Origin of the sequence: Rhodococcus sp. LB1, assembly GCF_001583455.1 — a bacterium.
Lineage (GTDB): Bacteria > Actinomycetota > Actinomycetes > Mycobacteriales > Mycobacteriaceae > Rhodococcus_F > Rhodococcus_F opacus.
The window spans coordinates 1-25,734 of record NZ_LTCZ01000418.1; the positions used below are offsets into that span (position 1 = coordinate 1).

Below are 25,734 nucleotides of genomic sequence, written 5' to 3' on the forward strand. Positions count from 1 at the left end.
GGACGATGTACAGCACGTTCTGCGTGCCGGGTGGTGCTTTCGGTTGTTCGTACGGGCCCCAGTCCGGGACGGAGTCGCGTATGTCGAGGTTGACTACGCCTCTGAACGGCTTGGCCATTGCCTGCTCCTCATGCCGGGTTTCCCCCTGCCCCTCAACTACAGCACCGTCGCCATGGCGTGACCAGGGCTGTTAGCGCCGCTAATGTGCACACCTTCACGGCGACGAGTCCCTCTACAGGTTCGAATCACGGCAACTCCAGACATCACGGGCATCCTCCTGTTTCGCTGACGACCCCTCATCCGCTAGAACACCGCTGCCGCTAGTCGGCTCGAACTCTCTTCACGTCAATCGAGGGTCACAAAATGTCCACCAAGATCCCCCGGTCGCAGCGGGTATCCCGGTCGGCGATCGGGAATGCGGAGTACCACTACGATTCCGGTCCCTGGTGGTCCCGCCGGGTTCGTTCGAGTCCCGTCCGGGCGGCGGTGGCGAGAATTTTGACCACGGCACCGATGATGACCAGATTGAGAAGCATCTGGGTAGTGACCAGGATGCGCACCGGATTGGTGCGGGGAACGATGTCGCCGAATCCGACGGTGGAGAACACCTCGATCGTGAAGTACAGGGCCCGGGTGTGGTCGAGGTGCTGGTTGAACGCCGCTGGTGTCGTCAATGACAGGGACAGGTACGTCGTGGCGAACAGGACGAGAAACAGGGAGATGACCGCGACCAACGCTTCGATCGCGCGTAGTTCGGGCACCGGGGCGCGGACGATTCGACGAATCTGCCACACCAGCACGCAGACGAGGAGCACGCCGCCGATCGCAACCCGGATGAAGGCGTTGCGTTCGGTGTAATCCCGGGCCGGCACCAGGTAGTACACCGAAGAGCAGCACCCAGCTCACCGCGACCGCGAGGACCGCGCGCAGAATTGCCCGCCGCTGGCGACGGCGATCCAATTCGACCAGGCTCCGCGCTCTCACCACAAGAATCAGTCCGGGTGGCTCGATCGAACTCGATCCACGCCGAGGATGTACGCACTGACCACCACCACCCACGCCGGGAAAACCAACGTCACCCACAGGCTGAAGCTCACCACCACCAGCAGGCTCAGGGCGAACAGGTAGGTGACGATCGCCAGCCACCGCGGCATCAGGCCGGTACGCAACCAGATGGTGCCCAACGAAATCATGAACACAGCGGCCATCCGCACCCCGTAGACGTTGTCGACGTGCAGCATCACCTCACGCCCGAAATACACCAGCTCATCCTGGGGAGTGGTCGAGTGCCGGGACACCGCGAGCAGCCCACCCGCCAGTGCCATCGACACGAACATCGTCGCGAGGAACAACAGCCCGCTGCCCAGGAAGACGGTCGCGAAGAAACGATCCTCGAGTTTGCCGAAATGGTCCCGAACGACCCCGATGAACCACAGGAAGGCGATGCCCGCGAAGGGAGCCAGTATCAGGGCGATCGTGATCTGGGACTGACCGCGCACCCACGGCGACGAGGCGGAGGCCGGCAGCGCGGTGTGCAGCAAGACGATGCTGGAGGCGAACAGGACACCGAAGACAACCCCGGCGAACGCCGCGGCGCGCGGCGTCCGCAGCCGGCGGAACTCGGCCTCGCCCTGCGTCTCGGCCATATGACCAATCCTCGCCGAAGTCCGGCCGCAGGACTAGCAACTGCACACCACCTCTCAGAGTTCGTGGTGAGGTCTACCGATCCGACGCCTCCATCCATCGCGAAGAAACCGCGTGTGTCGATGGGTAGTCCGGTCAACAGGTTGACGCCCTTCTGGGCCAAAGATCCGAAGATCGGCTCCCGGATGATCAACGCCCGGGCGGAAACGGTCCACGAGAAGCCCGCCTACCGGCAAAGTTTCAAGCGGAGGGATACGGCGTGACTGCGTTCGGCAGATATCCGCCGAACGCACACGGCCTGGACGACACGGGCCAGCCCCGACCAGCGAGGCGAGGGGCATGCGCCCGCACCGTCGAAGTCGGCGTCTCCGGTTTCGTCCAAGGATTAGGCTCACACCCACCCGGGTGTGGTGGAGGGCCGCCGTCTCCGTTTCCGCGCCGGGGCCTGGTCAGCTCGTGTCACCGCTCACGACAGGCGTGGTGAGCGAGGCGCGAAAATACGCCGCACTCCTCGAATGTTGGGCGCGGACCGCACCGCCGGCTCGGGGTGTGCGGCGGTCGGAACTTCGAGTGTGCGCACCGTTTCCGGATGCGCCGGTGGGTGACTGTAGGTGGCATCGAGCGTGCGGGTGGCGGCCCGCTCGACTAGCAGCGGGACGAAGTTCCGGATGCGGCATCCGTCGAACCGAGCGAGCACGACCACGATCAGGTCCTCGACCACCTCCGGGTCGAGATCGGGGTACCGCTGGATCAGTCGGCTTCGGACGACGTCGATGTCGTGTTCTTCACTGTCGTCCATGACGATCATTGTCCGCCCGACCAGGCCGACAGGAACACGTTTCAGTGCGACACCCCAAGTTGTGACCTGCGGCCGAACCGGACCCGGGGTACCGGCTGGACTGTGGAGATCTTCTCTGGATCGTCGGCCTTGCATTCGCGCTCGGCCCGAGTTCGTTCCCGAGGACGTCCGAATCCGATGTGGGAACCCGCCGGACGTGATGCGGCGAGGGCCGGATGCCGGCACCGGGTAGGCCCTCGCCGCGGCGCGCGTTCGTTGCTAGGTCAGGGCTGTGGTCTTGATCGTCTCGAACTCCTGCGGTGTGATCGCCCCCGAATCGAGCAGCGCCTTGGCGTGGGCGATCTGCTGGGCCGGGGACTTGCCCGTCCCCGCGACGTCCTGGATGTAGGTGTCCTGGGCCTGTTTGACCTGCCCGAAGGCCGCCGCGGACCGTTTCGTCATGCCTTCGTTGCGCACGATCAGGTAGATCAGCGCCGACAGGAACGGGATCAGGAACAAGAACAGCAGCCACAGCGCCTTGAGCCACCCGGACATTTGGTGGTCCCGGAACAGGTCGGTGATGATCGCAAACAACACCCTCAGGTAGGCCACGAACAAGTAGAAGACGAAGAGGAACCAGAAGAACTCCCAGAAACCGTCCATTGTCGGCACTCCATCCACTCGGGTGATTCTCCGGTCAGGGGGCCAGGATCCTGGCCTTCTCGGCGTTGAACGTGTGGCAGCCGGTTGCGGTTCGTTGGCCCCGGCGACGGCCTGGCGGCCCGCCGCCGCCCGCCTACGCATCTTTCGTTTTCGCGTCTCTGCGCATCTCGTCGAGTTCCTCACCGCGCTTGCGGTAGGTGTAGCTGACTCCGGCGACGCCGAGGAACAGCACCACTCCGATGATGGCTCCGGCGAGCGACGCGCCGCGGAACCCGGGGGCGTCCACGTCCATGATCACCTCTCCCGCCTGCGCCGCGCTGTTGCCGCCGAGTACCACAGTGAGGGTCAGCAGGTTGGGCAGCATCACCAGGACCGCGGCGATCAGCAACACGATCTGCATCGGCTTGAACCGGCTCTGGCGGAACAGCCGCCACGCCCGGCGGAGCAGCAGCAACGGAACGAGGGTGCACACGGTGCCGAACAACAGCCCCCACAGGATGCCGCCGGCGAAGCTGCCATTGGCCAGGTCGCCCACGGTCTGAGCCCACGCCCGCGGGAGATAGGCCGCGAGGATGAAGTAGGTGATGACCACTACCACCACCAGGACTGCGATGCCGATGGTCTTCTTGGCCCACGCCGGCCGTCCCGGTTTCGCCGGTGCGGAGGTGGACGGGCCGTTCTCGGCCGTCATGACTGGTCTGTCTGCGTCGGCAACGGCGGGGCCTGACGGTGCCAGGCCAGTTCGCGGAGCCGGACCCAGTCGACGGTGGGTTCGGCGGGGCGGACCCCGGGGCGGTCGCGGGGTACCCGGATCCGGAGGGCGCCGGGCTCGATGGTGCAGCGCACCGGGGTGGTCAGCAGCAGCGATTCGCCGTCGACGCCGACCGGGGTCTGACGTGTGTCGGCGTCGACAATCACCTCGGTGGTGGTGTGCTGGGTCAGGCCCCGGACGTTCGCGCGGCGCAGCAGCCCGACCGCTTGGCGGGCGTTGGCGACGGAGACGGTCACGGCGCCGAGGACGCCGCGGTCGAGCCGGTCTCGACGGTTCAGGCCGGCGAGATCGCTGGTGCCGTAGGGGTTGTTGCTCACCAGGACCGCCTGTGGGTTCCGCACGGTGAGGTTCCCGATTTCCGTGACGAGTGGGGCACCGGCGTGTCCGGCGAGCAGGTCCGGGAGCATCTCGAGCACGGTTCCGGTCTTGTCGTCGCGGTAGGCGGGGCTGCGGACCACCTCGGCGTAGACCCCGAAGGAGGCGTTGTTGACGAACGGGCGGCCGTTGATCCGGCCGAGGTCGACGGCGAGCTCGACGCCGTCGCGCAGGGCGTCGAGACACCGGCTCGGGTCGGTGCGGTCGAGTCCGAGGTCCATCGCGAAGTGGTTGCGGGTGCCGGCGCTGATCACCAGGAACGGCAGGTCGTTCTCTGCCGCGACCCCCGCGACGAGGGCCTGGGTCCCGTCGCCGCCGGCCACGCCGAGCAGGTCGGCACCGCGGGCGACGGCCTGCCGGGCCAGGGCGGTGACGTCGACGGTGCCGGGTCCTTCGAGCAGGACCACCTCGGCGCCGAGTTCCTCGGCCTTGCGTCGGAGGTCGAATTTCGCGACCTTGCCGCCACCGGAGTGCGGGTTCATGATCAGCACCGGATGACGCGCCGGTGGGGCGGGCACCTCGCGGACGGCGGTGTCCGAGGTTCGTCCGCGCAGGGCGGCGCGGGCGCAGAGCACCGCGCCGAGCGCGAGAACGACGGAGGCGACGACCTCGGCGAGCAGGTGGGCGCGGATGAAGAGGACCAGCACGACGATCGGTGACAGTATCGCGATCGTCAGCGAGATCCAGCGCAGCACACCGCGACTGGCGAGGAACCAGTACAGCGCGGCGATCATGACGACGACGCCGCCGACTCCGACGACGAGGACCCCGACGGAGCGGAGCAGACCGGCGGAGATCAGCGGCACCGCCACCGCGAGGATCGCCAGTGCGAACGCCGCCCGCGCCCACCAGCGGCGGGCTCCGGTCGTGGTGTCGGGGGCGGCGGATCGGGTCTCGCTCATCGTCACGTCCCCGGGTGTGCGGTGATCCGGCCGTCGTCGATCGCCTTCCGCAACGCGGCGTGGTCGCGTTCGTTCTGGTCGGCGTAGGTCTCGGCGAAGGCGGTCAGTGCCTTGTCGAAGTCGTCGTCCGAACCGAGGTACCCGGCGATCGCGAACCGGTCCCCGGCGCGGGCGTGCGCGTACGCGAGCACCCGGGCACACAACCGGCCGTACATCGCCATGGTGTCGGGATTCATGGTCTCGACGACGGCGGAGCCCTTGCCGTCGCGCAGCTGGCGGACATAGAAGTCCCGCACCACGCCGTCGGCGTCGGGTCCGTGCTGCCAGCCGAGGAAGATGTCGCTGGCGGCCTGCATCAGCCGTTGCCCGGTCACGACGCGTTCGCCGTGGTTCGTGAATGCGGGGCCGTCGACGTACTTTTCGAGGACCGACGGCCCTGCCTCCTTGGCCTGCAGGAACAGCGGGTCGTCGCCGGGGCCGCGGAGCAGGACGATCCAGGCCCGGGTGCCGACACTGCCCACCCCGACGACCTTCCGGGCCGTCTGCACGTACTCGTATCGGTCCAACAGGAGACGGCGGGCGGGTTGCAGGGTGTCGCGGTAGTCGCGTAGTCGCCGGATCATCTCTTGTTCGATGTGGTCGGCTTCGGTGCCGGTGAAGATCTCCTCGATCGGCACGATCAGCGGCGGTGTGCTCACGATCCGCGGCTGCCCGTCCACCAGGGTGGTGAGTTTGGACAGCGCCTGCAGGCTGTCGCGACCACGGGATTTGTCGATCGTCTTTTTCACGCGTTTGCGGGTCGAGGAGTCCAGGACGTCGCGGAGCTCGTCCAGTTGGGCGGCGGCGTCGATGTGGGAGTACCAGGCCGCGAGCTCGCCGCGGTCGGCCTGGTACGACATGGTTTCGCGGTACTCGGCGGCGCAGGCGCGGGTGATCCGTTTGCGCTGTTTCCGGCTGAACCCGTTGCTCCGGCCGGCGACGGCGAGGCTCGCGACGAGTCGTTTGACGTCCCATTCGAACGGGCCGGGATAGGTTTCGTCGAAATCGTTGACATCGAAGGCGAGTTTGCGCTCGGGTGTCGCGAAGAGTCCGAAGTTGCTCAGGTGGGCGTCCCCGCACAGCTGGGTGTGCAGGCCGGTGGCCGGGGCGTGGGAGAGGTCGTCGGCCATCACCAGCGCGGAGCCGCGGTAGAACGCGAACGCTGACTCGGCCATCCGCCCGTACCGGATGGGGACGAGGTCGGGGACGCGGGTGGCTGCCTGGGACTCGAGCAGCCCGACCGGGTCACGGCCTGGGGCCGGTGCGTGTTCGGCGAGGGCGTCGAACGGGATTCGGGCCCGTACCGTGTCGCCGTGTTCGATCCGTGCCGCCCGGGTCGGATGGTCGGGCGCGCCGGCGGGTTGCGGATCGGGGAGGGTGTTTCGTTCGGTCATGACGTGGTCCCTTGGGTAGAGGCCCGCTCCGGGAAATCGATGCTCATCGGCTGATCCCCTTCCTGATCTCGGTGGTCGCGTCCCCGACCCGCCCGCCGGGAGGAGGGATTCGGTCGGATACGGGGCCTCCGAGAAACTTTCGCGCTGGCGGGATGCTCACAGTGTTCTGGTCATCAGCCTGTGCAGCCGCGGCGGCGGGCACATCCCCCGAAACGGGTGACCCAACCCGGTGCGGCAGGGCCGGGAGGCATCCCGGCGCTACTTCTTCGGTGGGGGTGGGTGGTCCGCCGGCCCCGCGGCCTCGCCGTCGGATCCGGCGGTGTCAGGTTCGGTGGTGTCGTCGGTGGGGGCGGTGTCCTCGACGGACCCGCTGATCATCACGTTCATCCAGCGTGTGGTGGGGTCGATGTCGAGCAGCAACGCCTTGACCAGCAGGGTCAGCGGAACCGCCAGCAGAGCACCGATCGCGCCGAGCACCGAGGCCCAGAACACCAGCGACAGGAATGTCACCGCGGTGCTCAGGCCGACGGCGTCCCCGACGAACTTCGGTTGGATGACCGACTGGATGACGAAGTTGATCACGCTGTAGATGACGATCACCCACAGCATCAGGATCGGTCCGCCCTCGAGCAGTGCCAGCAGTGCCGGCGGGATCACCCCGATGAGGAAGCCGATGTTCGGGATGTAGTTGGTGATGAACGACAGCATCGCCCACAACCAGGGCAGCGGGATGCCCAGCAGCACCAGCGCTCCGCCGTCGAGGACCGCGACGATCAGCCCGAACACCGTGGACACGACCAGGTAGTTGCGGGTGCCCTGAGCGGCGGTGGTCAACGCGAAGGCGATGTCGGGTCGGATCCGGGTGACAAACGCGATCCGTTTGCCCATGGTCATGCCGCCGGCGGTGGTGAACAACAGCAGCGCGAGGACGAACAGCAGGTTCGAGAACACCCCGAGCAGTCCCTGCAACGCGGTCGAGAGAACATCGACGAGTTTTCCGATGTCCAGGCTGCTGAGCATGTTGCGGATCTGCTCGGCGTCGACCCCGGCGTTCGCCAACACCGTGCGCAGCCCGTCGAGCTGCTCGTTGAACGACTCGGCGTAGTCCGGCAGCACCGACGCGAGCTGCCCGGTGGAGATCACCAACGCCCCGGCGATCCCGATCAGGATCGCATACACGGTGACCAGTGCTCCGACCATGCCGACCCAGGGATGCCAGCCGCGCCGTTGGGCCCAGGTCTGGATGGGTTGGACGGCCATGGTGAGGGTGAGCGCCAGGAGGACCGGCCCGAGTATCGGGGAGAAGATCCTCATCCCGATGACGGTCACGACCGCGCTGGCCGCGGCGATCAGCACGATGAGGCCGCGGGGAATCGTCCACTGCGCCGGGGTCGCCGACGCCGACGCCGACGCCGCCGACGCCGCCGCCGGTTGCGGGGCGGGTTCTTTGGATCGCATGTCCTGCGCCTCCTGTCTCTGGTGGTGTCGTGTTCGGTGAGCGCGGGCCCCGCCGGGATTCGGCCACGAACAAGGGCCATCACGGTGACAAGGACGGACACGCACACGGGGTCTGGGTTCCAGCCTTCGCAGCCCGGTCGCCGGTCGTATCCACCGAAACGGGTGACGACCTGCGAAAGTGGTGACGCCCGCAGTGGCATCGGAGTTCAATGGAAGGGTCGAGCGATCACCCGGAATCACCTCTGACGGACGCGGTGCCTCATGCAGAACCCTGCAGTGCCCGATCCAGACCCCGATCCCGCAGACCCCGATCCCGCAGACTCCGTTCCCGCGGTCTCCGACCGTGCGGGTCCCGGTTCCCTCGACCCGCACCCCCGCAGCCCGGCATCGTCGGATGATCCGCTGCTCGCGGCCCGGTTCGCGATCCCGGCGGCGCCGAAGGTCCTCGTCCGCCGCCCGGGGCTGCTCGGACGGCTGGCCGACGGGGTGCGCGGGCCGGTGACCCTGCTCGCCGGACCGGCCGGCGCCGGCAAGACGGTCCTCGCCGCCCAATGGGCCCGCGACCGCACCGCACCCCGTCACACGGTCTGGCTGACCGTGGAACCCGGCGACGCCCCGGGATTGTTCTGGGCCTACCTGCTCGAAGCGTTGGATCGGGGCGGGGTGCGGCTGCCGGTCGAGGTCGGGCGGCCGGCGCGGGCGGAGGGGGCCGACCACTCGCTGCTGGTGCGCCTCGCTGACGCGTTGGCCGCATCCCAGGAGCCGGTGGTCGTGGTGCTCGACCAGTTCGACGCGGTGTCCGCGCCCGAGGTCGCCGCCGGTGTGCACTTCGTCGCCGGGCACGCCGCCGGTGCGTTGCGCCTCGTGCTGACCGCCCGTACCGAGCCGCTGCTGCCGCTGCACCGCTATCGGGCGGGCGGTGAGATCACCGAGATCCGCAACGCCGATCTGATGTTCACCGCCGCCGACGCCGGCATGCTGTTGCGCGCGCACGGTCTGGAGATCACAGAGGCGGGTATCGCGCGGCTGGTCGAACGTACCGACGGCTGGGCGGCCGGGCTGCGCCTGGCCGCGTTGGCGATGCAGCGCAGCGCCGACCCGGAGGGGTTCATCGGCGCGTTCGCCGCCGACCGCACCACGATCGCCGACTACCTGCTCTCGGAGGTGCTCGCCGCGCAACCGCCCGCGGCGCAGGAGCTGCTGCTGCGGGCCTGCATCACCGACCGCCTCCACCCCGACCTGGCGGACCGGCTCACCGGCCGCCGCGACGGCGACTGGACCCTGGCCCGCCTCGCCCGCGCCCACGCCTTCCTCGAACGCGTCGACGGATCGGACTGGTACCGGCTGCACCCCCTGTTCGCGGAGGTCCTCCGCGCGCACCTCGCACACCGGTACCCCGGACTCGAACCCCGATTGCGCTCGCAGGCGGCACGCTGGTTCGCCGGCACGGGACGCCTCACCGACGCCGTCACCCAGGCCGCCGCCGCCGGGGACTGGCAGTTCGCGGCCGGACACCTGGTCGACACCCTCGCGATCGGCCGGCTCTTCACCGGACTGGACACCGCCCGCCTGCGCGACGCGTTCGCCGCCATGCCGGCGACCCTGCCCGGCGCGGCCCCGGCGCTGGTGGATGCCGCCCGCCGCCTCGTCGACCAGGACGTACCCGGCTGCACGGCCGCGCTCGCCCGGGCGGACGAGTTCCTGAGCGCCGGGCCCGCGACCCCGGCACTCGAGCTGGTCCGTTCGATGGTCGGGGTGCTCGCGGGACGGGCCGGCGGCGATCTGGCCGCCACCCGGCAGGCGGCGGCCACCGCCGACCGGCTGCTGCAGGAGGTGCCGCAGCCTCTGCGCGGGCAACACCCCGAGATCCCGGCCATGGTGCTGGGCGGGCTCGGGGCGGCCGAACTCGGTGCCGGTCATCTCGACCGCGCCGAACAGGTACTCACCGACGCCGTCACCGGATGCGAGAGCCCCGGAACCGAACAGGTACTCACCGACGCCGTCACCGGATGCGAGAGCCTCGGAACCGACCAGCCGCTGCGCGACTGCCTGGGATCGTTGGCACTGGTCGAGCTGCTGCGGGGACGCCTGCGCCGGGCCCTGGCACACTCACGCCGATCCCTCGCCGTCGCCGAACGCTCCGCAGCGCCGCCGGACGATGCGGTCGGGCTCGGTCACCTCGTGATGGCCGGGGTGGCCGCCGAACACGACGACCGCGCGGCCGCCCACACCCATCTCGACCTGGCATCCGAGACCGCCGGACCCCGGCCCGACCCCGCGTCGGCCGTCACCGCCGCCGTCATCTGCTCCCGGCTCGCCGTCGCCGACGGCGACTGGCACGGGGCCCTCGAGATCCTGCGCACCGCGGAAACGACCCTGGTCCGCCCCCCGCCGCAGTGGGCGGCGGACGAACTGGTCATCGCCGCATCCGCCGCGCACCTCGCACACGCCGACCCCCGCGCGGCGCTCCACGCACTCGACGCCGTGCCGTCGGACCGCCCGGAGCACGCCGTGGCCCGGGCCCGGGCACAGCTGGCCACCGGCCGTGACACCTCCCGCGCGCTGGAGGTCATCGCGGACCTGCCCGCGGACACCTCGGCCCCGGCCACAGTCCGGGTGCAGGCGTGCCTGCTGCGGGCCCAGGCCGCCGCCGACGACGGCCACTCCGACCAGGCCCGCCGCCTGCTGCAGCAGGCCCTTCGTCTCGCCCGCCCCGAAGAGTTGCGGCGGGTCTTCGTCGAGAGCGGCCCATGGGTGCACCAGTGGCTCCTGCAGAACCCGCAGCGGGCGGGCGGACGCGACTGGTTGCCCACCCCCATCGACCCCTCTCCCCGCCCGGCCGACGACACGGCACTGCCCGCCCTGGTCGAGCACCTGACCCCCCGAGAACTCGAGGTGCTGCACCAGGTCGCGGCGATGTCGAGCACCGAAGAGGCCGCGGTCGCCCTGTCGATCTCCACCAACACGGTCAAAACGCACCTGCTGAACCTCTACCGCAAGCTCGGCGTCGCCCGCCGCCGCGACGCCGTGCACCGCGCCCGCGACCTCGGACTGCTGTAGCGGCAAGCTGAGCATCACCCGCCGCCGCGACGCCGTGCACCGCGCCCGCGACCTCGGACTGCTGTAGCGGACGGGGTCGCCCAAACCGGGTGATCCCAACACCGCGGGCGGGGGCAGATGATGAGGACAACTCGCCGTCGGCTCCGAGAAACGAGTTCCCATGCGTTACGAATTTCGTGTCGATGGCGTCGTGTCCGAGGCACTGGCCGACGCCTTCCCCGAACTCGACTCTGTCCGCATGCCCGATCAAACCCTGTTCCACGGCGAGGTGACCGACGAGGCCCACCTCTACGGGCTCCTCGCCCGCTTCCGGAACCTCGGCCTGCACGTCCTCGAGATGCGGCAGCTGCCCGCCTCACGCGCCGGCCCACCCTCGACCGAGTAGCCGAACCCCGACACCGAACCGCCAGAACACCCATCGCCCCAACGTATTCACGGCCGAACGATCGAATCGGAGAGGAACCCGATGAGCACCACCCGCGACACACTGACCGCGATCACCACCCCCGACCGCCTCGAAACCCGACTCGGTGCCCTCGAATTCACCGACGGCGCCCCGCACCGAGAGACCGCGACGAAGGTCTACGACAACCTCGACCTCATGCGCGGGGTCGACGTCTTCCTGGGCGCCTTCCCGGGAGCGTCGACCTGGGCGCTGCGCCAGGGGTTCGTCGACGCCGGCGCCAAGGACAACACCGTCCTGATCTTCTCCGAGCTGATGGACTCGCAGTCGTTGTTCCTGACCGCCAACGCCGACACCGTCTACTACGTCGGCATCATCGACCTCACCAATGGCCCGATGGTGGTCGAGACCCCGCCGGCGGCACTGGGCATCTTCGACGACATGTGGTTCCACTGGATCATCGACTTCGGGCTGCCCGGGCCCGATCGCGGCCAGGGCGGCACATACCTGCTCGTTCCCCCCGGCTACGACGGCGCCCTGCCCGACAGCGGCTTCCACGTCGGGCACTCGAACACCCACCGCGTGCTGATGCTGGGCAGGTCCTTCCTGCAGAACGACGACCCGAAACCCACCGCGGACCTGATCAAGAGCACCCTGAAGATCTACCCGTACACGCCAGGCGGGTACGGCACCAGCGTCGCCACCCTCCTCGCGGGCGAGGTCCGTGCCGGGGCGCCGACCGAACCCCCCGAGACCCAATTCGTCGAATCCAGCGGGAAGGCGTTCAACACCATCCCCCCATCCGACTTCGGCTTCTACGAAACCCTGAACGCGATGGTGCAGGAGGAGCCCGCGACCGCCACCGATCCCGAGACCCTGGGGCAGTTGGCGGCCATCGGGATCGTCAAGGGTGAGCCGTTCGCCCCCGACGAGCGGATGCACAAGATCCTCGACGAGGCCGCGGCGATCGGCAGCGCCACCGCCCGGTCGCTGATGTTCGACACCCCCGACAAGGACGGGGTGCAGTTCTACCCGGACTCGGCGTGGACCAACATGCTCTTCCCGGGCGGCTACACCTTCGAGACACCCCCACCGCTGGTCACCGAGGACGGCATCACGCCGTTCCCGCCCGGGGGCGCGAAGAAGCTGAACGTGCGGACGCTGTTCTTCTACGGCTACACCGGCATCAGCCCGGCGATGTGCATGCGGCTGACGAACATCGGGTCGCAATACCTGGCCGCGTTCAAGGACTCCGGCGGCCGGTTCTACGACGGCGCCCAGCACTACACGGTGACCCTGCCCCCGGACATCCCCGCCGCCCGGTTCTGGTCGCTGACCCTCTACGACAACGGCACCCGGTCGATGCTGCAAACCCCGCAGCGGTTCCCCCGCGCCGGCAGCCAAAGCTATCCGACCCCGGCCGCCGAAGCCGCCGCCGACGGGTCCACCACCGTCCACCTCGCCCCCGAAAAGCCGGAGGGCGTCGATGACGGCAACTGGATCCAGACCATGCCCGGCAAGGGATACTTCGTGATCCTGCGCTGCTACAGCCCGCTCGCATCCTTCTTCGACAAGACCTGGCGAGCCGGCGAGATCGAGCGGGTGCAGTAACGCCTCCGGTGGGTCCTCGCACCGATCCGTCGTCCCGGCCCCGCCGCGACGACGGGCGCGGGGTCCTTCCGCGAACGTCCCAGGGAGGAGGCGACTCGATGGTCGACCACTCACCGGCGCCGACACGGATGAGCCGGCGCGCCCAACTCCGCGGCGCGATCCTGCGCCCGATGCTGACCGCAGCAGTGCTGCTTGTGCTGTATTTCATCGTGCCACTGGACAATGTGAACAATCCCCGCAGCTGGCTGCTGCTCGTCGGGGCGATCTGCGTGTTCGGTGCGGTCACCGCCTGGGAATACCGCCGGATCCTGCAGTCGCGGTACCCGGTGCAGCAGGCCCTCGAGACGATCGCCACCGTCCTGCCGCTCTACCTGCTCGGATTCGCGATCCTGTACTACCTGATGGCGGCGGTGAACCCGGGCAGCTTCTCGACCGGCCTGTCCCGGATGGCCTCGCTGTATTTCACCGTCACCGTCTTCTCCACCGTCGGCTTCGGCGACATCCTCGCCGCCTCGGACACCGGGCGGGCGGTGGTCACCATTCAGATGATCACCAACCTGGTGCTCCTGGGCATCGGCGGCAAGGTGCTCTACGGCGCCATCGAGCGCTCACGGAAGCGCCAGGCACCCACCGATCCCGACTAGCGGAGCTGGTCCCCGGCGACGGGCCTCCCGGGCGGGTGCCCTCGTGAAGGCACCGAACACCATCCACACCACAAACGCCAACAACCCCACCGTCTCGGGAAACTACGGAACAGCGATGAGCGGTAAGCGGTGATCCTGGCTGCTAGCGCAGTAACCGCCTTCTCGGCGCCGAAGCCGCGGAACATCGCATGAGCGATCTGGTTCCGGGCCACGGTCCGCCTCGTACCGGCGGAATTCCTGACCGATGCGTACGGGAGGTTCGCCGAGGAGCCGATCAGGCCAACACTGGAGTGGTTCTTCCATCTCCATGACGTCGACGGGGCGGGTTTCCGGCACAAGGCCATTCAGGACCAAAGCCCGACGTAGCATCACATGCATGACTGAGGAGCCGGTCCCTCCCGCGGCTCGCGACACGGACCTGGGGGTGCGGCGGCTCGCCGCCATTGCGGTGGCGACCTCGCTCCTCGTGTGGTGGCCGGCCTTCACGCTCGGTGTATACAACACGGTCTTCTTCGAACAGATTTTTGCGCTGTGGGCGGCGGCGACAACGGCGTTCTTCGTCGCCGTGCTCCTGCTCGGACGGCGGGCGCAGCCCGCCGTGTACTCGCTTCTGATCCCGTCGGTCTGGATAGTGTTGACGTGGCTGACCTCCGCCGATACCACCAGCCTCGGCCACGACATCCTGTTCTGGCTGGGCGTCGTGGTGACCATCGCAGGGATCCCCGCGATGGTCACACTCGTCCTCGTCATGGTCGTTCCGGGCTCGGAGGCTGTACGCGGCCGCGACACAGCGGTCGCGGTGGGAGCTATCGTGCTCGTCGTCGTGCTGTCCTTCGCGCTGGGCACCCAGCACCCCCGCCTACTGACATGCGACGACTTCAAGATCAGCGGCAACGACCAGCCCGCCGGGTGTACTCCAGATCTCGGCGAAATTGCCCCCTGACGGGACCATCCCCAGGCGCGATCAACGAACCGGGTTTGCAGGCGAGGGGCCGGTCCGGGATCTTGTTGCTCATCACGCCGCGGGCCAACTCGGCCAGCACGCGTGGGTCGCGTTCCCCCCGGCGATGAGTGCCTCGATCATGTCCGGCGCCGACCGCGTCGTCATACTGGAGGCCGCCGAGTCGATCTCTCGATTCCGCCGGCCTCGGATGACCGCGGCAGCGCACCGGTTCTCACCCGTTTCGGGTGAGCACACCCCACGAACGGCGGACCCGTTGTCACCCGTTTCGGGTGAGCACACCCCACGAGGACGGACCGACCCCCGGACCGCGCACGTCGGTGCACCTCTCAGGACTTGGACACCTCGTCGATCTCCTTGCTGACCTGATCCGTGTCCGCCGCGAGCTGCTTCTTGGTCACCTTGGAGGCGCGTTCGAGCGCCTTCTCGACATGCGCCTCGAGGTCCGTCGCCGCGACGACGATCAGCCCGCTGTCACCCTCGTCGAGCAGCTCACCGACCTCCTTGAGGTCGGCGCGGCTCATCCCGGCCGCGACGTGCCCGCCCAGGGCCCCGAGACCGGCGCCACCGGCACCACCCAACAACAGTCCGGCCCCGATCCCGACGGCCGGGAACAGGGCAACCAGTGCGCCCCCCACCAGGCCGATGCCGAGCCCACCCCAGGCACCCTGCCGGGTCGGCTGCTCATGCTTCTTGACGATCTTGACCTTGCCCTTGTCCGTCCTGGTGATGACGGCCGCGTCGTAGGTGTCGATCAGGTCTCTCGCGGCGTAGATCTCGTGCACGGCGTCGTAGTCGGCGATCGCGGCGTCCTGCGAGTCGTAGGTCGCCGCAAGCAGGGCGAATGTGTCCATGGCCATGGTGTCCTCCAAGGGTTCGGGTGAAGGGTGGACAAGTGGACGCCGGCGGTGAGGGCGACCCCGGGCGGGCCGCCACGCTCGACGACCACCAGTCGGCCGTGGTGCCGAGCGACGGCAAGTCCAGGCTGGCAGGGCACCCGAATCCACCGACATGCAGCACATTCGGCGGCCGGGGGATGGATCCGTCCGTCGTCCCGTCGCGGCCAGCCCGACACCCATCGCGGACATCGATTGACGACATCTCCCCTCGCTGATCATGCACAGCGCCTCACCAGCGTTGTCCGGCTTCCAGCCTCGGCACCCGCGGCACCGCCCGCATCCCCCAAAACGGGTGACCACTCGACCACCCGGGAGTCCTGGGTGGGTGCAGTGCTCGTCGGGAGGGTCGCGATCAGCCCCCGCCCGCATCGTTGCCACGCAATCTGTCGGATTCGGAGCGTGCCGGCGACCCGCGGATTTTCGCGACCGTGCCAGCGGACGGTTCTCGCTGACTTGTCGGAATCCGCACCGTCGACCAGCGCGATCGGAGGACAATCAAGTTTCGCCAGAACACACTTCGTTGCCCGGGAAGGGAACGGCCGATGTCCGATGAATCGCTGGTCAAGCAAGGTGTGGCAAAGGGAACGTCGATGGGCGGGGCGGTTCTTCTCGTCACCGTCGGCGTGCTCGAGTTCCTTCAGGGGATCTCCGCGGTAGCCAAGGACGACGTGATCGTCGTCGGCATCGAGTACACCTACCAATTCGACGTCACTACCTGGGGATGGATCCATCTCGTGCTCGGTGTGATCGTTGCGGCCGTCGGTGTGGCACTGTTCACCGGGGCTACCTGGGCACGAGTCGCTGCCATGGTGCTGTGCGCCCTGTCGATCTTCGTCAACTTCCTGTGGTTGCCGTACTACCCCGTGTGGGCGATCACGATCATCGCGCTGAACGCCGTCGTGATCTGGGCGGTCGCAACCTGGAATCCCGACGAGATCTGAACGACGATGACCGACGGCACGAACACGGCCCCGTTCGGCAAGGACGAACGCGCAGAACTTCTCCGGTTGCGCGACGAGGTGCCCGCCCACCCCGGAACGGGCTGCGCTGGACCGCGGTGACGATTCTGCTGGTGCTGGTCGCGGTTCTCGCACTTGTGTCGGTCACCGCACGCTTCACCAGGAGCCAGATCCTCGACACCGACCGCTACGTGAGCACGGTGGCACCCCTCGGTGCGAATCCGGCCCTCCAGGCGGAGATCACGAACCAGATCACCGACGAGATCTTCACCCGGGTCGATGTCGAGGGGCTCACCAAGGACGCACTCGAGGCACTGACCGACGTCTCGAATCTCGCAGCGAACGCTCCCCGGCTGGACGCGGCCGTGGTCGGTCTCGCACCGGTGATCACCAGCCAGGCAAAGAGCTTCGTCCACGACACCGTCAGCTCACTCGTGAAGTCCCAGCAGTTCGAGGACTTGTGGATCCAGGCGAACCGTTCGGCGCACAACGCGCTCGTGTCGGTGATGACGGGGAACTACGGCCTCAGCTCCGTCGAGGTCGACCAGAGCGGCACCGTCAGCATCTCCCTGGGCACCGTCATCGACAGGGTGAAGGCCGCACTGACCGAGCGCGGTTTCGCGTTCGCGGACAAGATCCCGTCGGTGGACAAGCAATTCGTGTTGTTCCAGTCACCCGAACTGGTGAAGGCGCAGCGGGCCGTCGCCGCGCTCGACAAGGCGTCGGTGATCTTGCCGTGGCTGGGAGTCGCGTGCGCCGCCGCCGCTGTCGCCGTCGCACCCTCGGGCCGGCGGGTTCGCGCGCTGGCCCTCGCCGGGTTGTCGATCGCGCTGGGGATGCTCGTCCTCGCGATCGGAATTCTCGTCGGACGCGCCATCTACCTCGACAGCGTCCCGTCCGACGTCCTGTCGCCCGATGCGGCGACAGCGGTCATCGACACCGTCCTCGTGCCGCTGCGCACCAGTCTGCGCGCGGTGGCTGTGCTCGGCGTGGTGATCGCGATCGGCGCCTACCTCACCGGCGGCTCGTCGTCCGCCAGGGCCGTGCGTCGCGGCTACGGGCAGGCACTGGACTTCGTCCGGCGGTCCGGGAGCGGCCGCCCGCCGAACGAGGTGGAACGGTGGGCCAACCAGCTCCGCGTTCCGCTGCGGTGCGGCATCATCGGTGTCGCGGCGGTGCTGCTGATGTTCTGGCGTTACCCCACCGGACTGGTCGTGTTGTGGATCGTGTTCATTGCCCTCCTCGCGCTCGCGGCGCTCGAACTGCTCATCCGCCCGGCCCGCAAATCCGCTGTGCCGAATGACATCACACCGGCGGACACCCCGCCCACGAACACACCGCCGACTGACGCTACGCCAGTGTCTTCGCCCTGATCGCCTGCAAAGGCAAACATGTGCGCGGGGACGGTGCCGCGGCGGGACGGTCCGGCCGCAATCCCGATCATGAAACAGATCGCCGACTCCGGGTCCCCACTCCCGGGCCTCGCCATCTCTTCTCACCGTTCACGACGGGCGTGGTGAGCGACGGATGAATATCCGCCGCGCTCCCCGGAGGCCGATTGTGGCCGGCACCGCCGACTCGGTGGGTGGGGTGGCCGGAAGTTCAGGTGTGCGCACCGGTGCCGCAGACGCCACTGGACGGCGATACGCGGCATCGAGTGCACGCGTCGCGGCCCGTTCGACCAGCAGCGGGACGAAGTCCCGAATGCGACACCCCTCGAACCGACCGAGCGTGGCCTCGATCAGATCCTCGACCACCTCGGGGCCGAGGTCCGGGTAGCGCTGCATCAGTCGGATTTGGACGACGCCGATGTCATGCTCTTCGCGGTCGTCCATGACAAATATTGTCCGCCCGGCCGGACCGGCAGGAACACGTTTCGGAGGCCGAGGCCAATTTGTGCCCGCGGGCTGGCGGGAGAAGGTGTAACCGTTACCTTCCCGCACCGGATTCGGAGGTAGTGGCGAACGGGCTGGGACCCGAGCGCGACGATGATCGAAGTGGGATGGAGTCCGATCTCGGTCCAGCTGGTAGTGACGGTCAGCGACCCGGTCCGCGGGTAGGCGCCGATCCAGTACAACGGCGTCGTCCGGTACGGCCCGAATTCTTCGGAGCGGGGTTCGCTCCGGTGAATCGCGTCGGCGGGGCCGTCGGGTCGTCGACGCGGACCAGCACCGTCAGATAGGACCACCGCGCAGATAGGACCACCGCGCCGACCAGTCATGGGGATCGGTCAGGGAACGGGTTTCGTAGCGGGCGAAGTCGGCGCGGACCCCGGTGACCCGCAGCGCCAGATGCAGCAGCCCGGAAGCGAATGCGGTGACCGAGGACAAAGTCAGGTCGTCCTCCGCCGCGATCGGCATCGGCATCGGCGCGTGCATGCGAAGGCCACGGTCGGGAGGCTGCGCGAGAGCCGGCCAACGATGGCTGCGCATGCCTCCGGGTTCTCGGTGGGGGTCGGCGGAAAGGACTTTGTCCCCTAGCCGGCCCCTCGCGTGGCTAGGAACACTGATAGTGACCGGGATCGGTGCCCGCGCCTTGGCCACCGCTCGGCCACATCTGTGCGACTGAGAGTACCCACATGACACGCCTGCAGGCTTCTTCGGTGAGCGCACCGCATCACTGCATTCCCACCCGCCGAGCACTGAGCACGCCGGAGATCCTGCAACGGATCCAGGCGATGTTCGCTGATGGGGACGACGCCGGCTCGGCTGGCAACGACGAGAAGCCGTCGCCTATCTGAGATGCAGCCGTTCCGACTGCGCCACCTGCAACAGCATTGCGGTGCAAGCGGATTCGATGATCTTGCCCCCGGTCGGCAGCCTCACGGTCCCGCCGATGACGATCATATCCAATGGCCGATCCCGGCCGGGCTCGATTCGTGGTGGCGGCGGGTGATGTCCGCGAGCCACGGGCACGCGCGCACGAAACCGGAACGCACTCGGCGCCCGGCCACACGGACCCCAGCCGCCAGCTGAAACGGACAACAAGCGGACCGCTCTCGTGAGCCGCTGGGGGTCGAATCTGGCGAGGACGCTGCTGATGGGCCGATGAAAGCCGCCGAACATACCGCACGCTCGCGTGCCTGGTTCCGATGCCCGTGATGCGTCCGCGAGGCCGCGGTGATCCGTAATCTTTCCCGCGTCGGAATCGGAGGAAGTCGGGAAGGGCTGCTGGGGCTGGCGACGCACGGTATCGCGGGCAAGACGACCCTGCTGCGGTCGGTGTGGTCGGTGGGCCCGGTGGTCCTTCAACGGCGGAGATCGTCAGCTGACCGGCCATCCCGGTGTGCGGCCGACGTCGTTCCATTCTCGATCCCACTGGCGCATCCGGCTTCGCGTATTCACCCACCGGACCGCGCAGAGCAGCAGGAAGGAACCCACCGCGGCGGTGGCCCACGCCGACAGCGCGGCGCCGACGGCGATCGCCGCGTTCTCGGGTCCCGATCGGGGCTCGTCGACCACGTGGCCGTCAGGATCGATCCACACCGCGACGGTGTCGCCGCGGTGTGCGTCGTGCCGGGTTTCCACGTCGGTGGACTGGAGGTTGCCATCGGGCGCCGTCCACTGAGCCGTCGCATGGTCTTCGGTGTCCGGGGAGTCACCGGTCGCACCCCCCACGAGGACTTGGTGCGGATCGTCGATGAGAACAGCAGTTTGTGCATGTCTGCTCTGCAGGTCGGCGCGAGACTGATCGTTCAGGCGGGTGTTGGTCACCGTTCCGAACGCCGCCGCGAACGGGACCATGATCAGGACGAAGGTGATCATGACGGCCGCGACGACGGCATCGAGACGGTCCCTGGTCCGCATGAGGGGATTTCGGCTCCACGGAGTCAGTCTCCACCAGCGTGATGCGGATGACTGATGGATATTCATCCCGTGCCTCCTCGGCCATCCTTGCGCAATCCGAGTCTTCCGCACCCAGGGCGCGCGGCGTAGAGCACAAGGTCATTGGCAGAAGTGACAGAGAGAGCACTTTCCTTGCCGCGTTCCACGGGGTGTGCGTGGGACGGCGGTCCGGCATGCGGATACCGGCCTCCAAGGGCGCCCGGACGGGTGCCCTTTCGGCTCTGGAACTGAGCTCGCTGTGACCGCACCGAGCGGAAGTATCGTCGCCCACGACGACGGTGGCACGTGCCGCCCCGTCCGCCCCGTCCGATGCGATGCGATGCGATGCGATGCGCTGAGCTGAGCGTGCCCCGAGACGAAGAGTCGAGTGCCTCAACGGTGACGACGACACATCCTCGCCGAGAACGGACTCGGTGTGTGAACGTCGATTACTCCGTCAGGCTGCACGCCGCGAAGGGTGCCGGTGTGAGTGGCATCCGTTGCACCGAGAAGGGATCTTGGTCAGGTGCTCCCTCCGTAGCGCGCCGTCTCCGGCCCAGTGCCGGAGAAGTCGGTGGTGATCACGCCGCCACCGAGGCCATGTCCGACCACGGTCACCACGCAGTGCGAGCCCTACCGCCGGTCGCCTGCCAGCCGGGGCAGCGTCAGGCGGCGGCCGGTGACGTACTCGATGTCGAGGACCAGGTAACCATCGGAGGGTCGGATCGTCCACGGGGAGGGGCCGGTGTGGTCGAACCCGGACAGATAGTCGGAGCCGGTGGCGGTGCGGGCGTGGCCGAGAACGACCACACTCCAACCGGCGCGGGTTCCCGACTCGACGTGGCCGGCCTCGAATGCCACAAACGTCCGATCGAGGCGGTCGAACCAGGACTCGTTCTCGGTCGCAATGACGATCTCGGAGCGGGGGGCGGCGAAGGTCACCCACCGCACCGCGGGCAGGGCGTCCTCGGTGTAGAGCAGACGACCCGTGGGCACCGACCGCAACGCGTGGACGCATTCGGTCGGGGTCAGGGTGCCGTCACGGTCGGAGGTACGCATCACGCTGTGGTCTTCTTTCCAGGCGCGACGGTCGGGTGCGTGCGTCTATCTCCTCAGCATGACCGTTGCGTCCCGGAATGGTTAGAGTCTTACGTCGTCGTGCCTGTCACTCAGAGTCACCAATGGCGCCTCGCCCGCGCGTGACCGAGTTTGACCTCCACCAAAAGGGGCTATCCCCGGGGTGCACGCCGCCGTCGGCTACGCCGCCCGGGTCTGCACGGCGGGGCGCGCATCACGACGCGGCGCAGAAAGCTGGTGACGATGCCAGGAGACGACGACTCACTCCTGCTCGACACGCTCTCGCAAATACGGCTCCGGCAGATGCTGACCGAGATGCAGGACCGCATCGAGCAGATGACCGCCTCCCGGGAACAGTTCGACGGACTGCTCGAGGCGATGCTCACCGTCTCGTCCGGGCTGGATCTGGCGGCGACGCTGCGGCGGGTCGTCGACGCGGCCATACGGCTGGTCGACTGCCGCTACGGGGCACTCGGTGTGCTCAACCAGAGCGGAGACGGGTTGCAGGATTTCATTTACTCGGGCATCGACGAGCACACCCGGCTCCTGATCGGGGATCTACCCACCGGGCACGGGCTGCTCGGTGAGCTCATCGAGCGTCCTGCACCGATCCGCCTGGGCAACATCACCGGGCACAACGCATCTGCGGGGTTCCCCGCACATCACCCGCCGATGCACACCTTTCTCGGCGTTCCGATCCACATCCGCGGGCAGGTCTACGGCAACCTCTACCTCACCGACAAAGCCGCAGGCCAGCCCTTCACCGAGGACGACGAAATCCTCATCCAAGCCCTCGCCGCGGCGGCCGGGATCGCCATCGACAACGCCCGCCTCTTCGAGCAAGCCCGGCAGCGCCAGCAGTGGCAGCAGGCCACCAGCGAGATCCGCGGTGAACTGCTCGCCGCCATCGACCCGGGCGAGGTGCTCGATCTGATCGCCCGCCGGGCCCGCCACCTGGCCGGCGCCGACCACGTCCTGATCGCCCGACCCGACGACCTCGACCAAGCCTCCGCCGACGTCACCACCCTCACGGTCACCGCGTACGCCGGGAACGACCCGAGCGTGCCCGGTATGCGGATCGGCGTCGACGACACCGCCCTCGGGCGGGTCTACCGCACCGGACAACTGATCCAGGTGCCGGAGATCAGCGACGCCGGCCCACACGGCGGTCCGGCTTTGCTGCTGCCGCTGCGGGTGTCCGCGGACTCGGTGACCGGGGTCCTCGCCCTGATCCGCACCCTCGGCCGGGAACCGTTCGACGACCGCCAACTCCCCCTGGCCGCCGCCTTCGCCGACCAGGCCGCCCTCGCCCTGAAGCTGGCCGACGATCAACGCCAACTGACCGCCATGTCACTGATCGCCGACCGCGACCGGATCGCACGGGATCTGCACGACCACGTCATCCAACGGTTGTTCGCGCACGGACTGCACCTGCAAAGCGCCCACGGACGGACCCACGTCCCCGAAGGCCGGCAACGATTGTCGGAGATGATCGACGACGTCCAGGACATCATCACCGACGTCCGCACCGCCATCTTCGAACTGCACGACGGCCAGGACGACGGGTTCGCACTGCGCCCGGCGTTGACCGCGATCATCACCGAACAAACCGGTGAGAGCGGACTGCGCACCACCGTGCGCATGACCGGGCCGCTGAACGTGGTCACCGGACCCCTCGCCGACCACGCCGAAGCGGTGCTGCGGGAAGCGCTCAGCAACGTCGTACACCACGCCCACGCCCACCGCGTCGTCGTCACCGTCTCCGTCGACGACGACCTCACCATCTGCGTCACCGACGACGGCACCGGCATCCCCCCGGTCGTGACCCGCAGCGGCCTGCACAACCTCACCGCCCGCGCCGACCAGGCCGGCGGCACCTGCACCATCACCACCCCCACCACCGGCGGAACCCGACTGACCTGGACCGCACCGCTCCCAGAACCATGAGAAACAACCCAAATGTAAAGTCACGGCGGTCGATGTCCGTTGCGCCGACCGGTGACCCGTGAACATCCAAAAGGTGTACCGGCGCTGATCCAGCGATCTTGCCGGAACTTTCACCCGCATATTTGGATCGAAATGTGTTGACCCGCAAAAAGGGTTCGTACAGGTCAGACCTACCGCCATCCAAATCTGGAAACCAGACACGAAAGCGTGCAACCTACAACTGTAGGTTTTCGGCTCGTTTGTCACTTCTCCGAATTTCTGAGCTGCGGGTTTTCAACGTCGTTGTCAGTGCATGATTCTCACGAACGTGTCGGAATCCTCAGCCCGGTCGCCATCCCGTAAGACGATCCGCAACCGGTCACCGGGGCCTTCTTCGAGACGTGCGCAGCCTCGTCAGGTGGTGCGCTGTACCTGCGGCGGCTTCCAGGTGCCGTCGAGGATGGCCTGCTGAGGCCAGTAGGCACGGATGTAGAGGGAGAACTCGTCGGGCGGCGCAGGCAGCCAGTTGTTTTGGGGGGCATCCGCGGGAGGCTGGTTGCTCACGTAGAGGGTGAGCGATCCGTCGTCCCCGTGCTTCAGATCAGGGTTCTTGGTGCCGAGGGAGTACCGGCCCAGGCCGTTTTCGTAGTAGAAGTGGTGCTTGTTGTACAGCGTGACCGAGAAGAATCCGTTGACCGGTGGTAGCTCGCCGGCGCCGAACGTCACGGTGTAGTCGTGCGAGCCGTCGAGCTGGATACCGTCGATGTCGGTATCGGTGAAGATGTACTTCGTCTCCTGGGGGGCGTTCTCGAACATGTTCGAGCGAGCCAGGGCGGTGCGGGTCAGGTAGTCGGTGCCGAACGCGGAGTTGTTTGTCGGCGAGTACCAGTTGTTGCCCGCGGCCGGACCGTTGAATTCCCACCGCAACAGTGGCGTGATGAGTTCACTCTCGGTCTCCCGGGCGACCTCGACCAGCGCCTGCTTCACCTCGGGTGACTCGTCGGCCGCGGCGAGCAAGGTACGGAACTGCTGGTACAACGCTTCCTCGCCCGGCAGCGGCGGTACCGTGTCGAGCACCTCGTGGAGTTGGTCGAAGTACACGTCCGGGTCGACCCAGCGGATCTCCGCGCTGCCCGCCTCGTCGGGCACGGGGAAGCTGGGGACGGCCGCCCAGTCGTAGGTGTGCATCGTGCCGTCGAACTCGTCCAGTGGGTAGATGTTGACCTGCCGGACCAGGTCCGCGACGGCGGCCCGATCCTCCGGTGTGTCCTCGATGAACACGCGTGGGCAGAACGCGGCCAGCGCCGTCGAGGATCGGAAGCTGCCGGTGATCCCCTTCGGGAGGGTGCCTTTCCAGTTCGGTCCAACCACGGCGTAGAAGCCCGGTTCGGTTCCGTACTGCTTACCGAGCTGGGCGAAGGAGTCCGTGCGGTGATCCCAGGCGGCCGCGACCCAGAACCGGGCGCCGAAGTCCGGGATCTGGAACACCGCCGGCTGCTCGTCCAGGCTTCCGAATCCGAACCCGTACAACACGTCCTGGTTGGTGCACGCGACGAACCGCTGCGACGGGGCGATGTAGTCGGTCATCATGCAGACCCCACCGAGCGGCGCGTTCGGGAGCACACCCCCGCGTAACCCTGGCTCGGGAACCGAGGTCAGTCCGGTCCGGCGATTGATCATCGAGACCATCGGCCAGCCCCACACGTACGCGAATCGGCCCACCGTCTTGACGAATGCCGCCGGCATCCGCGAGTCCGACACCGGTCCAGCCACCTCGTCCGCCATAGCCCCTCTTCCTATCGCCCCGACCGCGGGCCTCGCGGACGGAAATGAGCCGACACCGGAACTGTCGGGTACGCAGGGAGAACACGTGTCCCGATGAGCGCGATGCGCACTCGCCGCCGCGACGGGTGATCCCCGCGCGACCAATCCCTGATCGAGGGATCGATCGTCGGCCACTCGACCATCTTCGAGCCTAGGACTTCGGTGCTGGTGCGTGTCTCACCCGTCACGGGTGAGACACGCACGCCCGGCTGCCAGAGGACGCCGAGTGGAAGGGCACCATCCGGGGGAATAACCCTCGACTGGCGTGCGGAGCAGGCGGCGGTGTTTCAGCCGACTGCGGGGGCGGGCCCGTCCGACTCGGGGCGGTGGGGGTGCTGGAGTTCGGTGTTGATGCGTCGGGCCTCAGCGAGTTGGTGGTCGATCAGTTCGCGGGCGCGGGCGGCGATGCGGAGCTGGTATCGGGAGTAGCGGCGGTGCCCGCCCTCCGAGCGTCCGGGGGTGAGGAGCTTCGCGGCGTCGAGGCTGCGGAGGAATGCTTGTGTGACGCCGAGGATCTCGGC

22 protein-coding genes and 3 pseudogenes are annotated in these 25,734 nt (G+C 68.0%); 10 read left to right on the forward strand and 15 right to left on the reverse strand.

The genetic code is table 11. The annotated features are described in order from the left end of the window. Positions 1-428 precede the first annotated feature (428 nt). Together AZG88_RS42825 and AZG88_RS42830 are read right to left on the reverse strand one after the other, a co-directional pair. Positions 429-884, reverse strand: a complete 456-nt coding sequence (locus tag AZG88_RS42825) for a potassium channel family protein (protein WP_231914402.1) — start codon at positions 882-884, stop codon at positions 429-431. 108 nt (positions 885-992) lie between these two features. Next, on the reverse strand, positions 993-1,646 hold the full coding sequence (locus AZG88_RS42830; protein WP_061701120.1) for a hypothetical protein: 654 nt from the start codon (positions 1,644-1,646) through the stop codon (positions 993-995). Positions 1,647-1,787: 141 nt separating this feature from the next. Here AZG88_RS42830 and AZG88_RS51180 point away from each other — a divergent pair. Further along, positions 1,788-1,895, forward strand: a pseudogene (locus AZG88_RS51180) (SOS response-associated peptidase family protein); the annotation flags it as partial. A gap of 215 nt (positions 1,896-2,110) precedes the next feature. On the opposite strand, the gene AZG88_RS42835 reads toward AZG88_RS51180, so the two are convergent. The 6 genes from AZG88_RS42835 to AZG88_RS42860 form a co-directional block, all read right to left on the reverse strand. Then, entirely contained in the window at positions 2,111-2,443 is a 333-nt protein-coding gene (locus AZG88_RS42835) for a three-helix bundle dimerization domain-containing protein (RefSeq protein WP_061701135.1), read from the reverse strand. 258 nt (positions 2,444-2,701) lie between these two features. Next, positions 2,702-3,085, reverse strand: coding sequence for an SHOCT domain-containing protein (locus AZG88_RS42840; protein WP_061701121.1), 384 nt, complete (start codon positions 3,083-3,085; stop codon positions 2,702-2,704). Positions 3,086-3,218: 133 nt separating this feature from the next. Next, positions 3,219-3,776 carry a hypothetical protein gene (locus AZG88_RS42845; protein ID WP_061701122.1) on the reverse strand — a complete coding sequence of 186 codons (558 nt, stop codon included), beginning with the start codon at positions 3,774-3,776 and terminating at the stop codon, positions 3,219-3,221. Then, positions 3,773-5,134, reverse strand: a complete 1,362-nt coding sequence (locus tag AZG88_RS42850; RefSeq protein ID WP_061701123.1) for a diacylglycerol/lipid kinase family protein — start codon at positions 5,132-5,134, stop codon at positions 3,773-3,775. Before AZG88_RS42850 ends, AZG88_RS42845 begins: the two co-directional genes overlap by 4 nt. A gap of 2 nt (positions 5,135-5,136) precedes the next feature. Next, entirely contained in the window at positions 5,137-6,567 is a 1,431-nt protein-coding gene (locus AZG88_RS42855) for a DUF2252 domain-containing protein (protein ID WP_061701124.1), read from the reverse strand. A 258-nt stretch (positions 6,568-6,825) separates the two neighbouring features. Then, positions 6,826-8,025, reverse strand: coding sequence for an AI-2E family transporter (locus AZG88_RS42860; protein WP_082833633.1), 1,200 nt, complete (start codon positions 8,023-8,025; stop codon positions 6,826-6,828). A 261-nt stretch (positions 8,026-8,286) separates the two neighbouring features. On the opposite strand from AZG88_RS42860, the gene AZG88_RS42865 reads away from it, so the two are divergent. The 5 genes from AZG88_RS42865 (at position 8,287) to AZG88_RS42885 (ending at position 14,686) form a co-directional block, all read left to right on the forward strand. Continuing rightward, the gene (locus AZG88_RS42865; protein ID WP_061701125.1) at positions 8,287-11,085 is read left to right on the forward strand and encodes a LuxR C-terminal-related transcriptional regulator; all 2,799 of its coding nucleotides are present in this window, start codon (positions 8,287-8,289) and stop codon (positions 11,083-11,085) included. A 160-nt stretch (positions 11,086-11,245) separates the two neighbouring features. After that, positions 11,246-11,470, forward strand: coding sequence for a hypothetical protein (locus tag AZG88_RS42870; protein WP_061701126.1), 225 nt, complete (start codon positions 11,246-11,248; stop codon positions 11,468-11,470). A gap of 81 nt (positions 11,471-11,551) precedes the next feature. Further along, positions 11,552-13,099: a DUF1254 domain-containing protein gene (locus AZG88_RS42875; protein WP_061701127.1), complete on the forward strand. Its 1,548-nt coding sequence runs from the start codon at positions 11,552-11,554 to the stop codon at positions 13,097-13,099. 98 nt (positions 13,100-13,197) lie between these two features. Then, positions 13,198-13,743 (forward strand): potassium channel family protein, encoded by a 546-nt coding sequence (locus tag AZG88_RS42880; protein ID WP_061701128.1) that lies wholly within the window; start codon positions 13,198-13,200, stop codon positions 13,741-13,743. A gap of 376 nt (positions 13,744-14,119) precedes the next feature. Further along, entirely contained in the window at positions 14,120-14,686 is a 567-nt protein-coding gene (locus AZG88_RS42885) for a hypothetical protein (RefSeq protein WP_061701129.1), read from the forward strand. Positions 14,687-15,033: 347 nt separating this feature from the next. On the opposite strand, the gene AZG88_RS42890 is transcribed toward AZG88_RS42885, so the two are convergent. Then, complete coding sequence (locus AZG88_RS42890; protein WP_061701130.1) at positions 15,034-15,564, reverse strand: DUF1269 domain-containing protein; 531 nt, start codon at positions 15,562-15,564, stop codon at positions 15,034-15,036. A 581-nt stretch (positions 15,565-16,145) separates the two neighbouring features. On the opposite strand from AZG88_RS42890, the gene AZG88_RS42895 reads away from it, so the two are divergent. Together AZG88_RS42895 and AZG88_RS42900 are read left to right on the forward strand one after the other, a co-directional pair. Further along, positions 16,146-16,544, forward strand: coding sequence for a DUF7144 family membrane protein (locus AZG88_RS42895; protein WP_061701131.1), 399 nt, complete (start codon positions 16,146-16,148; stop codon positions 16,542-16,544). A 6-nt stretch (positions 16,545-16,550) separates the two neighbouring features. After that, positions 16,551-17,935 (forward strand): annotated as a pseudogene (locus AZG88_RS42900) (hypothetical protein). Positions 17,936-18,064: 129 nt separating this feature from the next. Here the strand turns inward: AZG88_RS42900 and AZG88_RS42905 are convergent. Both AZG88_RS42905 and AZG88_RS42910 read right to left on the reverse strand, forming a co-directional pair. Further along, entirely contained in the window at positions 18,065-18,397 is a 333-nt protein-coding gene (locus AZG88_RS42905) for a three-helix bundle dimerization domain-containing protein (protein WP_061701132.1), read from the reverse strand. A 94-nt stretch (positions 18,398-18,491) separates the two neighbouring features. Beyond that, positions 18,492-18,994, reverse strand: a pseudogene (locus tag AZG88_RS42910) (hypothetical protein). A 146-nt stretch (positions 18,995-19,140) separates the two neighbouring features. On the opposite strand from AZG88_RS42910, the gene AZG88_RS52310 reads away from it, so the two are divergent. Continuing rightward, complete coding sequence (locus tag AZG88_RS52310) at positions 19,141-19,302, forward strand: hypothetical protein (RefSeq protein WP_156517754.1); 162 nt, start codon at positions 19,141-19,143, stop codon at positions 19,300-19,302. Positions 19,303-19,825: 523 nt separating this feature from the next. Here the strand turns inward: AZG88_RS52310 and AZG88_RS42915 are convergent. Together AZG88_RS42915 and AZG88_RS42920 are read right to left on the reverse strand one after the other, a co-directional pair. After that, positions 19,826-20,434 (reverse strand): Rv1733c family protein, encoded by a 609-nt coding sequence (locus AZG88_RS42915; RefSeq protein ID WP_061701133.1) that lies wholly within the window; start codon positions 20,432-20,434, stop codon positions 19,826-19,828. A 585-nt stretch (positions 20,435-21,019) separates the two neighbouring features. Continuing rightward, complete coding sequence (locus AZG88_RS42920) at positions 21,020-21,445, reverse strand: pyridoxamine 5'-phosphate oxidase family protein (RefSeq protein WP_061701134.1); 426 nt, start codon at positions 21,443-21,445, stop codon at positions 21,020-21,022. 261 nt (positions 21,446-21,706) lie between these two features. Here AZG88_RS42920 and AZG88_RS42925 point away from each other — a divergent pair, with 261 nt between their 5' ends. Beyond that, entirely contained in the window at positions 21,707-23,410 is a 1,704-nt protein-coding gene (locus AZG88_RS42925) for a sensor histidine kinase (RefSeq protein WP_061701137.1), read from the forward strand. A gap of 393 nt (positions 23,411-23,803) precedes the next feature. Here AZG88_RS42925 and AZG88_RS42930 read toward each other — a convergent pair whose 3' ends face one another. Beyond that, a complete protein-coding gene (locus tag AZG88_RS42930; protein WP_063886958.1) occupies positions 23,804-25,174 on the reverse strand; it encodes a DUF1254 domain-containing protein in 1,371 nt (456 codons plus the stop codon). Positions 25,175-25,500: 326 nt separating this feature from the next. Then, the coding region (locus tag AZG88_RS42935; RefSeq protein WP_156517755.1) for a MerR family transcriptional regulator at positions 25,501-25,734 on the reverse strand (234 nt) is incomplete at its 5' end.